This window comes from Flavobacterium sp. B167r (genome assembly GCF_056824315.1).
The window spans coordinates 2,809,525-2,823,711 of record NZ_CP124859.1 but is presented as its reverse complement, the minus strand read 5'-3'; the positions used below and the strand labels follow the sequence as shown (position 1 = coordinate 2,823,711).

General features: G+C 28.2%; 16 protein-coding genes. All 16 read right to left on the bottom strand.

The window, feature by feature from the left end:
• Positions 1 to 34 precede the first annotated feature (34 nt).
• The 16 genes from tssD (QLQ96_RS12520) to QLQ96_RS12445 all read right to left on the bottom strand — a co-directional run bounded on the left by tssD (QLQ96_RS12520) (position 35) and on the right by QLQ96_RS12445 (position 14,180).
• Positions 35 to 430 (bottom strand): type VI secretion system tube protein TssD, encoded by a 396-nt coding sequence (gene tssD, locus QLQ96_RS12520; RefSeq protein ID WP_482490929.1) that lies wholly within the window; start codon positions 428 to 430, stop codon positions 35 to 37.
• Positions 431 to 580: 150 nt separating this feature from the next.
• Positions 581 to 967 carry a type VI secretion system tube protein TssD gene (tssD, locus tag QLQ96_RS12515; protein WP_379696034.1) on the bottom strand — a complete coding sequence of 129 codons (387 nt, stop codon included), beginning with the start codon at positions 965 to 967 and terminating at the stop codon, positions 581 to 583.
• 182 nt (positions 968 to 1,149) lie between these two features.
• Positions 1,150 to 1,581, bottom strand: a complete 432-nt coding sequence (locus QLQ96_RS12510; protein ID WP_482490927.1) for a GPW/gp25 family protein — start codon at positions 1,579 to 1,581, stop codon at positions 1,150 to 1,152.
• Between the two features lie 11 nt (positions 1,582 to 1,592).
• Positions 1,593 to 2,306, bottom strand: a complete 714-nt coding sequence (locus QLQ96_RS12505) for a hypothetical protein (RefSeq protein ID WP_482490925.1) — start codon at positions 2,304 to 2,306, stop codon at positions 1,593 to 1,595.
• A gap of 59 nt (positions 2,307 to 2,365) precedes the next feature.
• Positions 2,366 to 2,893: a hypothetical protein gene (locus QLQ96_RS12500; RefSeq protein ID WP_482490924.1), complete on the bottom strand. Its 528-nt coding sequence runs from the start codon at positions 2,891 to 2,893 to the stop codon at positions 2,366 to 2,368.
• 97 nt (positions 2,894 to 2,990) lie between these two features.
• On the bottom strand, positions 2,991 to 4,361 hold the full coding sequence (locus tag QLQ96_RS12495) for a DUF5458 family protein (protein ID WP_482490922.1): 1,371 nt from the start codon (positions 4,359 to 4,361) through the stop codon (positions 2,991 to 2,993).
• Between the two features lie 21 nt (positions 4,362 to 4,382).
• A complete protein-coding gene (locus QLQ96_RS12490; RefSeq protein WP_482490921.1) occupies positions 4,383 to 4,832 on the bottom strand; it encodes a hypothetical protein in 450 nt (149 codons plus the stop codon).
• A gap of 52 nt (positions 4,833 to 4,884) precedes the next feature.
• Positions 4,885 to 5,397, bottom strand: coding sequence for a type VI secretion system TssO (gene tssO / locus QLQ96_RS12485; RefSeq protein WP_379696022.1), 513 nt, complete (start codon positions 5,395 to 5,397; stop codon positions 4,885 to 4,887).
• A gap of 23 nt (positions 5,398 to 5,420) precedes the next feature.
• A complete protein-coding gene (locus tag QLQ96_RS12480) occupies positions 5,421 to 6,590 on the bottom strand; it encodes a hypothetical protein (protein WP_482490919.1) in 1,170 nt (389 codons plus the stop codon).
• Positions 6,591 to 6,824: 234 nt separating this feature from the next.
• Positions 6,825 to 7,625, bottom strand: a complete 801-nt coding sequence (locus QLQ96_RS12475; RefSeq protein WP_482490917.1) for a hypothetical protein — start codon at positions 7,623 to 7,625, stop codon at positions 6,825 to 6,827.
• A gap of 77 nt (positions 7,626 to 7,702) precedes the next feature.
• Positions 7,703 to 8,302, bottom strand: coding sequence for a hypothetical protein (locus tag QLQ96_RS12470; protein ID WP_482490915.1), 600 nt, complete (start codon positions 8,300 to 8,302; stop codon positions 7,703 to 7,705).
• A 56-nt stretch (positions 8,303 to 8,358) separates the two neighbouring features.
• The gene (locus QLQ96_RS12465; protein WP_482490913.1) at positions 8,359 to 8,907 is read right to left on the bottom strand and encodes a hypothetical protein; all 549 of its coding nucleotides are present in this window, start codon (positions 8,905 to 8,907) and stop codon (positions 8,359 to 8,361) included.
• Positions 8,908 to 9,085: 178 nt separating this feature from the next.
• Entirely contained in the window at positions 9,086 to 10,354 is a 1,269-nt protein-coding gene (locus tag QLQ96_RS12460) for a hypothetical protein (protein ID WP_482490911.1), read from the bottom strand.
• A gap of 102 nt (positions 10,355 to 10,456) precedes the next feature.
• Complete coding sequence (locus QLQ96_RS12455; RefSeq protein WP_482490909.1) at positions 10,457 to 11,608, bottom strand: SH3 domain-containing protein; 1,152 nt, start codon at positions 11,606 to 11,608, stop codon at positions 10,457 to 10,459.
• A 100-nt stretch (positions 11,609 to 11,708) separates the two neighbouring features.
• Positions 11,709 to 12,914 (bottom strand): SH3 domain-containing protein, encoded by a 1,206-nt coding sequence (locus QLQ96_RS12450; protein WP_482490908.1) that lies wholly within the window; start codon positions 12,912 to 12,914, stop codon positions 11,709 to 11,711.
• A 60-nt stretch (positions 12,915 to 12,974) separates the two neighbouring features.
• A complete protein-coding gene (locus QLQ96_RS12445) occupies positions 12,975 to 14,180 on the bottom strand; it encodes a hypothetical protein (RefSeq protein WP_482490906.1) in 1,206 nt (401 codons plus the stop codon).
• Between the last annotated feature and the right edge of the window lie 7 nt (positions 14,181 to 14,187).

The following is a 14,187-nucleotide window of genomic DNA, read 5'->3' as shown; positions in this document are numbered from 1 at the left end:
ATGCGTCCTTGTTTTTAATTTGGGTTGTAAACAATTAATCTAAAGCAATCCAATTATTTGAGAATTTAGCGTCTCCAAAAGTCAATTCTTTCGCCACTAATTCCATAGTGATTCTCATTGGAATTTCGTTAGTGCTTGTAAATTGCTCATCGTAACCAACACAAAATGCTTTTGTAAACGAAAGTTCTTTCATTTTACTTAAGGCATCTCTTCTGTAAAAAACAATTTTGCCGTCTTTGGTTAAATCACCATTTAGCATCCAAGCTAAAAAGTGACTGTTTTGACTTGCTTCGATTATCATTTTTATAACTCCGCCTTTAGCGTTTCCTGTAGGTTTGCTTGTTGTATCAATTTCTTGTTTAAAACCAATATTAAATTCAAGAACATTAAATTCTTCGCCGTCTATATGTAATTTAGATAAAAAACTCATTTGTAGATTTGTTTAGATGATTAATTCTAGGAAGTGCGAAACTCCAGTTTTCCGAATTGAAAAACGAGATATTTCAAAATAGAAAACAAAAAAGGAAGTCCAGTTAACGGACTTCCCTTTGTTTAATTAAGATTGATAAAGTCCAAAGGATTATACCCAAGCATTATCAAATTCTCCTCCACCCATCGAAATTTTACGAGCAGAAATCATAAAAGTTTCAGTTAATGGATTTTCACTGTTATGATCAAAGTTTTCTTTGTACTTAACCATGTAAGCTTCTGTAAACTTTAGCTCTTTTAAAGTAGCATTAGAATCACGCTTAATGAATTTTACTGTCCCGTCTTTTCTTTCGAAATTATTGGTCATCCACTCGAATAATTCAGTACTTCCAGTTGATTCAACCTCGATCATGATTCTTCCTCCACGAGTTACCGTAGATGGACGCCCAGAAGCATCTGTTTCTTGAGCTAGATCATAACTAACGTTTAATACTTTGTAATCTTTTCCTGCTACTGTTAATGATGTTAAAAACGACATAATGAAAAATTTTTAATTATTAATTTATTTATTTATGCTGTAAATATATAAATAAAATCTTATTATAATAATTATTTTAATAAAACTTTATTTACAATATATAAGTATCAAATTATCAACTATTTAAAAATACAAAACCATGCTTTTTTAGCTTATTGAAATAAAAATAGTACTAAAAAAAGCTATTTATAAGACAGTGGTCCAACAAAAAAGTACCCTCTAAAGTCAAAATCACGATTTGTACTTTTAATTGTAGCTTCAATTATGATATCAACTTTCTTTTTTGACCTGCTGACGTCATCAACAAAATACATTGTTTCGGACAATTCAACTTTAAGTTCGTTTACTTTTATTCTCTTTTCATGAAAAGTCAGAGACTGTTTCATCGTCTTTGAAATGATTTCTTTTAGTGTATTTTCATTCATTAGCAAATCAAAATCGATTTCCCAGATTTTTGAACCAAAAGTTTCATCAAACTTACACTCGCCAAATGTAGTTGTGGCCAGTAAAATGACCTGTTGCGCAATAGAATGTTCAATCGAAGTTTTCTCCAACTCTTTCTTTTGCATTACGCTGTTAAAATCTATTGGAAGTTTGTAAAATGCTCCTTTCATATTTTTGTTTCTTAAATATAAATCAACTTGTTCGATCGGCCTTTTTTATCTGTTTCCATTTCTTTAGAAACCTGCCTGCGTTTAATGATATGTAGCTTAACTGAAGGTGTCAGTTTTAGAAATTTTTCTCTGTATAATATATCACCTATAAATCTCTGTCCTTTTTTCTCATCAACAATAACAAAGTAGCTTATTCCCTTCTCTACTTTTAGCGTATTAATATCACCAGCAAAAAGCTGGATATTTTGCTCGCCTTTTTGAAAAGTATAGGTAAGTTTATCTTCATTTAATTTTCTATATCTAGAAATATCATACGTTTCCATTTCTTCTTTTAAAGGCTCGAAAGGAATATTTTCAAAAAGAAAATTATTTGGCGCTAAGAATTTCAAACCTAAAAAACTCCATAATCCTTTTTTCTTTGCCTGCTGTTTATAGAAAAAAGTATCACGAGTAACTTTGTATATTTCTCTTTCGTTTGTTTTATCATCTGTAACAATCATTTGATAAACAGGCACTTCAATTTCCGCAGGAATTTCTGCCCCTCCTAAATGTGTATTCAAATAAACTGAACCAACCTCTTGTTCTGAAATTGTAATATTGATACTATGCTTTTTTAAAGCAGAATCTGTTCTAACAATCACTTTTCCTTCTCCGCTTCCTGCATAGAAAACAGAACCGTCGTTATCTGTAAGTCCTAATGAAAGGTTCAATTCTGGAAATGGCATATCTTGATTTTTTTAGAGATTAGATTCGTTTTAGTTTCAGTTTTTTTTTCAATTAAATTTTATTTTTTCTTTCTCACTTTATAGAGCTTTAAACAGTGCAAATAAAACCTTATGTTTTGATTATCATTTTCTGTTGGACTAAATTCATAGTCTTTTTTAAGCGTGAAGAATTTAATAGTATTGATACTGTTTGACATTAATTTCTTTATGTCTCTTCGTGAGAGTTCAAGTGCTGCCGTCCCATCGCAATTTACCTTGAAGGTATTTTTAAGAATATACATTTCTCCATTTTTAAAATAGAGTTCCAGTGGCTGCTCTTGTTTTACACAGACATTATCTGTGAATATTTTAAAATATAAATAAATGCTGCCCTTTCTTTTTCCTAACTGAAAAACAGCATATTCATAATCTTCGTTGTAAACACGAAGTAAAATTGGTGTCGCACTTGCAAATAACTTTCCTGAAAGCAATAAATCGTTTTGCGTAATAGGGCAACTTAAAGTATCAATTTGTTTTACTTTTTGTGCTTTAATCGAATTTGATATTGAAAACAAACCGACTAAAAGTAAAATTTTAAGTACGTTCATGAATTTGAATTATTTGGTTTGATCATTCAAAAGATCAATGATTTGTTGAAAAAGGAAGCACAATTTTATGTGCTTCCTTTTTTTATTTACTGTACAATTATTTTTGCTCGTAATCTGTATCCCATTCTGTTCCATCATCTCCTTTGTGTCCATCCATTTTGATAAGGAAGTTTTTCGCAGGGAAATATGGTTTCATATGGATATCCATATAAATTCTGTCTTTTTGAATTGGATCTTGTTCGAATCTGCGAATTTCAAAATTCTCGATTAATTTATCTGGACCAGTGATTCCGTCAAGGAAAGCAACAATCTGATTCATAATCTCTTTACGAGTTTTAGCTGTAAAGTTTTCGAAAGCACGACGATTAAGGAAATCCATTAATACTTTAGTCACATAATCAAAAACACGAACTACAGAGTAAGTCTGTAAACCTAAGTTATCTCCGCTGAATAATGTTTTAGCAGAAAAAGCCATAACTTTTCCGTATTCGTTAACCATTGGAACTAAACCTAAGTTCTCAAGATTTGCGATTTCGCTTTTCTTAAGATCAAATTTCACTCCGTCTACTTCATTAATTCCACCAAATTTCTTACCTGCAGTAACTTGAGACATTAATGTTTTGTAAATTTTTCCTGCTAATGCTGCAGAAGGTGCAACGTGTAAATCTTCGTTTTCTCCGATTTGATCAAATCTACCACGTCCAACAAGCCAGTTGCAAGTCATGATTACGTTAGAACGGTAAACATCTCCTCCTGTTAAAGAAGCAGCGTCAAACATTTCCATTACATCATCTGGTTCATCTAAATGTTCGAAATCTGTAACCAGCATTACTTTATTTTCATGCGCGATTTTTGCCCATTTTTCAATTACTTTATTAGAACCTAAATATCCTGGAATTACCAAAATACCGTAGTTATTTTTAAGATCTAAACGATCGTAATTATCCACTAATTCTGAGTGAATTGCATCAATGAAACGTGTATTGTCAAGATCTTTTAACTGATCAAGTTCAGCATTTACAATCGTAACATTTTTTACTTTGTCTGTTTCTGTATTTTTATAGAATAAAGCTAATGTTCTGTAAGCTGCTTCAATTTCTCTTGTATCTTCAACAGCTTTTACAAGGTTTTTTTGCAATAAAGCTTCAGATTCTTTACATTTATCCTCACTTTGTGCCACCATATCAGTCAAAGCTTCATTGCTGCTTAAAACTGAAGTCCAAAGCTCCAATGTTTTTAAAAGTGTTTCTCTTTCTTTTGCTTTGTTTACTTCTCCTAAAAAGATTTTTCTTCTAGCTTTTCTTTCTGGATTAAGATTTTGAACTCCTTCAATTGCCATTTCCAGCAAATCAAAACCACCATATTTAGCTAGTTTTTCAACATTTTTTTCAATCGAAATTCCTTTTACTGCTTTAGGTTCTAATACCGCTGTATCAAGATCTCCTTTATATGCTTCTTTATTTGACATATCTAAAATATTTTAAGATTCTTATTTGTTCTCTTTTAACTCATTGATCAATGCTCCAAGACTTTCCAATAAAGCTTGTTTTGCTTCTCCGTCTTCTAAAGCCGCTTTTAAAATCTTATTTGATTTTAACTGGCGGATAATTTTTTGATATTGATCCTTTTCTGTCTCAAGATCAGATAAAAAACTACTTTGTGTAGTGATTCCTTTTATTCCAAAATCTCCTAAATTTTTAAAGTTTAAAGCTTCAACTTTAGTAGCTCCGTCAGCAGTTTCAAAATTCACTTTAACTTCTGGCTTAAAGTGTTCAAATGCTTTTTCGATACTTGTAATTCCTTCAACCAGTTCTGGTTTTACAGGAGCATCTACTGTTAATTTTTGAGCAACAAGTGTTCTGTTTTGAGGGATTGCAGTGATTGATTCATCTGCATCTATTTTTACTTCGTTACCTCCAATTCCATAATTTGACAACATAATTTCAATTTTTTAAATGATTGGTTTATTATTTTTTTACTCTTATTATTATTTATTGATTTTGATAAACCTGACGGCATACATCTAAATCTCTACTTACTTTTTCTAATTCTTCTTTATATGTCTTAGCCGATTGGTTCAAACTATCTATCAGATGAGAATTGTGCGTAAGACTTCTAATCTGCTTTTTGTAATCAATGATATTCTTGTAAGCCAGAATGACATTATTGTATAATTTTTTATTCTCAGTAGTATCTTTTGGCACTTTCTGATAAATATTTGCAATCATAACATTTGCCAGACGCTGTTGAAAATCGTTATCTACTTTTGGCGAATTGATCGAATCGACTGTCATTCTAATACTATCAATTTTAACCGAAAAGTTAGTTTGATAATCATACTCTCTTTTCATCATTTCATTCTCTGCTTTCAGCATTTTATTTTCTGCTACCGGCATGTAAAAATTGAACGAAACTGCAAGCAGCATAACGCAAAAAGTTAGAATAAAGGCAATTAAAAAAGCGATAAAAGCTTTCTGGCGTTCTTGTTTATTTAATACTTCCATAATTTATATTACTATTTTACTTTTTAATCTTTGATGAAGAAACCGTGACGTTTTGGATTATGAACAATATCTTTTTTATCTGTTTCAGCCACAAACAATTCGATATTTTCTTTTTTCTTGCCTATGTAATCCAGTTTGTTTAATGTTTCGAACAATTTCTCAATTTTCGCTAAAGCATTCATTACCAATGAAGCTGTTTTATCAATATGTACGTGATCGTAACCAGCATTAATAAGCGTCGTAAACATGATCTCTAAGTCTCCTTGTGAGATATCACACCACTCGGCAAAATAATTCAGTAACTCTTCTTTACCTGCTCCAGATTTTGAATCAATAAAATTCTTCATTACTCTAGCAAACGACACTACAGAACCTAGCATTGAAGATGGAGGCTGGTGCAGTGAAAACCAACGAAACTGTGTTAGAGTACTTCCTAAATAATACCCAGTATTGTCCGCTAACTGCATTACGGTTTGTGATAAAACTCCTGTTTGCTGAGCACGGTTAATTTTCTGAGAAATCTGAACAGCATAAATTTCAATCTGACCAAACGAACGGGCAATCTGTGCCTGCATATCAACCAACTTAGGATGACAAGCCACTGTTACTGATGGCGGAATATAATCTTCATCTAAAACGGTTGTGTCTCCAATAAGCACTTTACCAATTGCCAGGTAAAACCCTCCATATCCAATTCCTGAGCGGAATTCTTCTGCTTTAATTAAATGAAGTTTGTATTCTGGCTGTGTGTATGGATATCTTGGCGGAACCTCATCTGGATCTGGTTCTCCAAAAGGAATTCTCTTTTTAGAATTAACCGATATACAGGCTAATAAAACCAATTGTTCTCCGTCTTTTATTTCATAAGTATCTTCTGGATATGGAACCTGAAGATCTAATGTATCGGTATTGCTTTTACTGATTTCGATTCGTGATCCGTTTGGCGTTATAGCGTGACATTCCTCTACACGTACGCGAAGTAGTTTGTGGTTATCGATACCTAAAGTAATTTTTGTGGTTTCTTTATTTTGGTTTCCTGAATCCAACAATCCATAACTTATAGGTGTGGTATGAATGCCAATTGCATCATTTACCAATTCAGAAACGTTATCCTGAATCGATAAAAAATGACTCTTATTTATCTTCATCCCATCAATCCAGTTTACGGGAAAATGGCTTAATTTTTCTATCATAATTCTATATTTTTTATTTGAAATGAGAATGTTTTGTTCTTCTCTGTTTTTAGTTTCTAGCTAATATTGTTATTATCTAATCCTATTGCGAACAATAATAACAAGCCTTTTCGGGTTAAATAGGTACAAATTCGCGCACTGAGCCTGATCTTAAAGTTCTTTCTTAGTTTTTTATTTTAGTTTTAAAATTTAAAGGCTATAATATATATCCAATATTATTGGTTACTTAAATCATTATTTTTCATTATATCCAAACTGTTCAATAACGCTATCAAAATTGAATTCTTTAAGAGATATTTCAATTTGTTTAGTACTTTTTTCTTCTCCAGTCGGTAGACTTTTAAAATATGTAACAGAGTTAGAGACCCAATCTTCCCCTTTTTTATAAAATTCTATATCAATTGAATTCTGTCCACTTATGATCGTTAATGGCAAACCTTTGGTTTTGATATGATTAATTTTTACATTACAATTATCAAAACATCTTTCAAAGATTAAATTTTCTTTTTTGTCTTGTAATGATATGCAATTATCATCTTCTACTAACAGGACATTTCCATCAGTAAGAGTAATTGAATCATTGACAGAATCACCAACATCATCGCTAGAGATACAATCATCATTTGTACCTTTTATTTTTTTTATTTTGTCAGCATTAAGCTCATTCACATAATATCGAACAATAATTGGCAAATCGTTAAATTTAATTTCGCATTTGGCGAGACCTTTTTCTTTATCTACAAATAAAAATTTATAATATGATTTTTCAGTTTTATCTATAAAAAATGATATTCCAGTTTCATCTTCTTTTATATGATCAATCTTTTCTTTCGTACTTTCCATTATACCATTTTCAAAGATTGAGTCATTGATGATTTTTATATCTTCTCCTTTATATCCACAATCAATTATCAAAAATTCATTACCTCTTTTTTGTACCTCCACCCATGTACCTTTATAATCTTCTTTACTATCCTGAGAGTTACACGATAACAATACACTTAATATTGATAGACCAAAAACTATTTTTTTCATATTATTCTATTTTATTTGACCAATTCAAGAAACAATCACTAAAAAGCAAAAGAATGAACTTATCGAATTTCTCATTTCTATATTAATAAATTTAAATAAACTAATAATTTGTTTCCTTCTTTCCATTTCAACCAGTAAGTCTTATTAATACTTACATTTTTCATATTCAACCAATTATCCTTCACGTTGATTATTTCGATTTCATCATCAGATTGCATATTTTTGAAACTAACCGATTTACCATTAATTTTATCAAAAAATGTGCTTACGTTTTTACTTTCTACACTTGTTACTTGTTTTTTTAAAAACTCATCCCAACTATAAAATATAAATTTATCTGATGGTTTTATATATGCATATTTTCCTGTAGAGGTTGCAATTTTATAGGATTTGTTATTTTTTTCAGTACATACAAAAAATAGTATACCATAATCCATTTTGTTTAATAGTGGAATAATATCCTTTCCAATTCTAGCGTCTTTAGATTTTACCTTTTTACAATCAACATCGCTATATATTGTAACTTTTTCGGTAACATCAATTTGCTGAATTATCCCTATCCCTATTTCTTTTATTAGATTATCATTTTGATATTCCAAATTTATTTTGCTCTGTGAAATACAATTCATCGATAGCATTAAAAACAAAACAAGGTATTGTAAATTTATTTTTTTCATAATTATCTTAAACCTAAATGAAAGTGATATTAATCTAAGTTTTTTAAGAATTACAATTATACTTTCTTAATTCCGCTTATAGAACTACAACCTAAAAAACTATTTTTCAATATTTTACCCCCTAAATTTTTATCCTTAATTAAATCAATGCTAAATTTTTTAAACGATTCTTGTGCATCGGGCAAAAGATTCTCTAAAATATTTTCATTTTTGCCTTGAGGTTGTATTTTTATTATATTATTTGAAGTATCATATTTAAAAATATAAACTTCATAATATATGTCAGATACTTTTTCATCTAAATACATCTCTACCTTGAACTTTACTTTTATTGTAGGAGCTTCTGATAAAATACTTTCTGCTGTATAAGTCATGGCACATCCTGATCCACAACTTATAACAAAAGATTTATTTATGATATTCTTTATTTCTTTTGTGGCTGATGGGATTTTAGAGTTGTTAACCTTAAGAGTATCCTTTAAATTTCTAGAATCGTGTTTTAAAGTATTCTCTCTACATCCTATAATTAACATCAATAAGACACTAAATACCAGATTTTTACTTATTTTCATTTTTTTATTGATTGGATTAACTTCTAATTTCATTTCTTTTGCTTGAGAATTGTACAAACTAAAGCTTTACAATAAATACCGCTACGAATACTATTTGTTAAATTTTTATAATTTTTTCATTTAATCCCTGAGCTAACAAAAGTCTACAATTCTTGCTAGCTGGGGCTTTTCTTTTCAATATGTCAAGGAGCTTATTGTGTCTCTAATTTTATTAATAGTAAAGTTTATTTTTTTCCATTTCAACGTCTAGAGATTCATCAAGATAAAAAAGTGAATCTGTTTCAATTTTTCCATTTTCCATTACTTTATTCCTTTCATATAAAACATAACCAACAGAATTATCTACTGGAGAAGAAAAATATTTAATTTGCCAAATTTTTTTATTTTTTAAATCTAAATAAGAAAGTGATGCATAATGACTTGGTTCATATTTTAGACCATCTACATTTCTGTAAAATTCAATAGAATCTTTCTTTTTACCATTTAATAAAGTATATAGAATTATTCTATAATCATTTTTATTTTTTAAAATTTGTTTTACAAACTGATATTTTGCATTGATTAAATTGGAATTTTCAAAAGATGAAAATCGATTTTTATATAAATTATTTTGCTTTTCTAGTATTAAAAAACCATTCTGTTTAGTAATTGCTTTAAAATATTTTTCCTTACCCAAACCTATTGTTGAATCTCCAAAAAAAACATTCACTTGTTCAGATTCATCATCTAAAGATTTTTCGTTTGTATTTTGAGACAAAACATTACTCTTATAGTATTTGAAATTTTTCCCATTATCTGAAGAAGTTTTAATTAGAAGAACATCATTTTCGCTCCACGCGATTTGATAAATATTGAAATTTTCGGAAATCAGACTTCTGTATTCTTTTAATTTATTCTTTTCATCAAACTTCAATATTCCTAAAAAGCTATTATTAGCTGTATAAACTTGATTATCAAAATATGCTAAATATTGCTTTTTTGAAGAAGGTATTGGGTTTTCTATTCTATCGTCACCAGAAGAAATTATATTTACTATTTCTCCGTTTGATTTATTCATTAACATAAATTCACTGAAATCTAAACTTTCACTAACCGAATTTCTAGAAAAAGCATACATATTTAAAGTTGGATAAAATCCTAAAAACTCATACCAGCTAGCTGCACTACCATTTGATTCTACTTCCTTTTCTCTTTTTAATTGAATAATTTTATCATTCGTTTCTACATCATAATAGTTTGCATCATAATTTACAGGAACTTCGATAAGAGATTTTTTTGTTACACTTAATCTTTTGTATTCACTCACAGAAATTTCCTCAATATCTAATTTTGGGAGAGCCTCATATTTATCAGAGAAACCAACTGATTTCTGTTCTATCTTATCAATATTTATAATTGTTTTACTATTACTGTCCTTTTTCTGACAATTAATAAAGTTTAAAAACAATATTGATATAAGTAATAAGTTTATTTTTTTCATTCTTATATTATTTTATAAATTCCCTCAGCTAACAAAAACATTACATTTTTGCTAGCTGGGGCTTTTCTTTTCAATATGTTAAGGAGCATGTATGCTATTTTATTATTCCGCTTTTATCTTGGTTTTATAAACATATCCTTTGTTTCCAGAATTTGTTTTTATTAACCACCAATTTTCTGAGTTATTTAATATTTCGACTCTTTCTCCTGATTTAATTTTTTCAATTACAACTGATGTACTGCTTTTATCTTTTCTCAAATTAGTATAACCATCAGGATCTATAACTTTACCATAAGAAATTTCATTTTCTTCTGACATTAATAAATACTTTTTAGTATAACTTTCAATTAGAGGATACCCATAAAATTTTTGAGATTTAAATCTATCTAACATCTTAGGATTTTGAATGTAAAAATTATTAAGTAAACTGTAACCTTTATTATCATTCAAATCCTTATCATCATAATGCTGTAATTCAACTTCCATTAAAAAAGCTAGTGTGCCATCAATCAATGCACCATCTGTTTTCTCTTTAATTTTATTAGAATTATTATTCAGAAAATAAGCTAGATCAAAAATAAAATCAGGCTTTTTATTAGCTATATCTTGTAATATTTTTTTTCTAATTACATCTGGTTTTGTTTTATTATTATACCATAATAAATGCCATTTAAAACTTTCATTATAATTGTCAACCTTCTTTATATTCTTTACAAATGAATTATTCAAAATACTGTTTTTTTCATAATTTAAATAGACAACGATATCTTCAACTTTATGTTTATCTACGTTTACTTTTGATATTGCAGATAAATCATCATTAAATAAAACCTTATTGTAGTTTATAAAATCAATATTATAATCATTATTTAATCCATCTTTTAAAATATCTGCAAAAGCATCTACAGCTCCATCAATTACACCTCTATCAACTTCATAAGTATCTATAAACCCTTCATTACTTAAAGCTGTGTATCCAAGACCACTTTCTAAATACACATCATTAAATTTTGCATTATCAATATCAACTCCAAAATATTCAATAACTTTATTCTTAAATGCAATATGTTCTAAGAATTTGTAATTATTATTTTTTAGTAAATCTTTCATTAATGGCATATATTCAGCATATAACTTATCCTCATTTTTTTTTATTGATTGATCAGCTTCTATTCTCGTTTCTTTTGCCTGGGAATTGCAAGAGCTAAAATTTATAATAGAAACTATTAAAGTTAATATTTGTAAAATTTTCATAATTTTTATTTTTAAATACCCTCAGCTAACAAAAGCAAAAAACTCTTGCTAGCTGGGGCTTTTCTTTTCAATATGTCAAGGAGCATTTATGTTATTTATATTATTCCGCTTTTATCTTAGTTTTATATACATATCCTTTTTTACCCTCTTTCGTTTGTACTAACCACCATTCGCCTGAATTATCTAAAATTTGAATTTTAGTTCCTGTAGTAATTTTTTGAAGAATTTCAGAAGATGTATTTTTCTCTTTTCTCAAATTTGTAAAACCATCAGGGTCACTTATTTTGTTTAAATTAAATTTTTCATGAAGCAAATTTATTATTTCATCAATTTTAGAATTTGAAACAATATAACTTTCATAACCATCTTTTTTATTTTCCTGAATTTTATTTTCCGATTCTTGTTTAGTTTCAGAAGAAACTTGTAAATCTATTTCCGAAACAGCATAATGATTATTTATTAATGTTTTAACAGCGTTATAATCTTCTTGCTTTATTGCTTGACTCATTAAATCATTTAGCAGGGTAACATCTATCTTATATTTAGTAATAAAATACTGTAGCCAAGCACTGTTTGCATAATATTGTAAATCAAAAAAAGTTTCATTATTTACTAAGTATGATAAATTTTCACTATCAAAATCTTCTGGCAAAGGAATCTCATCAAAATATATTTCAAGCTTTTTCTTGAAATCTTTAATTTCTGGAGTATCCTTATTTAAATCCTTAGGGGCAAAATCAATATTAGTACCTTCATTAAATAAATCCGTGAATTTTATTTCATTTTTAATCTCATTTGTTTGTTTTTGATTATTACACTTTAAAAAATCTCTAAAACAGTCTTGTCTAGTTTTTATTCTTTTAAAACTAGGTTCAATCGGATCTAAAGCATTTAATGATAAATATAGTGCGTCTCTTTTTGGAGGAATGATGAACCAACCGACAACACTTTCTACGATTTCTTGAGTTTTAGGATTATCTGATAAGTTGTTTCTGGTAAAAGCTTTTATTATAATAGTATCATTTCTGATATCATCAATTCTAACCTCATACTTTTCTTTTTTTTCAAAATCACTGGTATAAAAAAGCTGAAAAAGTTTTTTTTCACAGTCTGAATCTTGTTTGGTAGAGGTTAAAGAAATTTTATTTTTTAATTCAGTTTTACCTTTTTTATTTTCACAACTCAATATTATGATTGGCAAAAAAACAAAAATTATTAGTCTCATTTTTTTCATTATTAACTTCTTTTGAATTCCCTCAGCTAACAAAAGCAAAAAACTCTTGCTAGCTGGGGCTTTTCTTTTCAATATGTCAAGGAACCTTGTTATATATCAATATTTTTTTTTCAACTCTGTTAGGACAAATATCTATTCATCGCTTCCTAGATTATCAATCATTTCTTTTAAATTTTCTATTCCAAAATATTTATTCTTAACTATTATATCTATTATTTCAGGGTGGGAAACTGATAAATCTTCAATTGCTGTTGATTCATTACTCCATAAGTCCGCATTTTTATATTTAAATTTATTTTTTGCTGGATTTTCTATTGATGCAATCAATGCAATTATATTTGCTTTTTGTACATCATTAAATTTTTTTGATGGATCTTTTTCAAATACTTTATCTATATCTCCATCATATAATATTGAAGCGTAATCCGACAAAGCATAAATAAATCTGTTGTCCTTTTCATTTGTTGTTTCGTTTACATATTCAAGCAAACCATATCGAATAGAAAGAGAGTTATCACAATTGTTAGAAAAAAATAAATCTCCCATTTTTTCTACCTGAATTGGATTTTCATTTTTGTATTTTTTATACAGTTCTTCTAAAGCTATTTGATTAATTTGTTTCTCTTTATCAAAACCAAATTTGACAACGAGATCAATTAAAAATTTTTTATCATTAGCAAGAAGCCACACTAAATCAACTTTACTACCATTAAATAAAAACTTATTTCTAGATAAAAGAGTTTTCAAATTTTGTTCTCTAATTCTAGATAAATTTTCTAATGAATTCCATTTATATATTTTAATATCATTAGTGATTAGCGGTAGTTTCTCTTCTAATAATTTAATTTCTGGATAAACTTTTTCATAATCTAAAATCTCAGGAATTGAAAATAACTCAGTAATAAAATTACCCTCCTTACTAATGTAGAATGACAAATCTTGTTGCTCCTCTGAACTATTTTTCAAGAATTTTATTTCTCTATCACATGGATTAGTAAAATCTAAGTAAACATTTTTCTTTGCAGAATTATAATCTAAACTCCTTTGAAAAGTTTTGTTCACTAAATCATTAAACGTTTTATTATCAGGGATTTTATATCCATTTTTAATTAGATAATCTTTTAATATTTGATTTGATGAATTCAAATCATTTTCTGATAAATTATAATTAGGATAATCAGTTTCATTCTTTTCAGCAGCATAACCTGCTTTAATTTGCTTTTCTAATAATGATTTTAAATCGTTGTTTTCCATTCTTTCCGTTTTATCCTTTTCTTTATTTTGGCATGAACAAATACTAAATAATAATAAAATAGGGGCAATTTTTAATAAATTCATTTTTTCA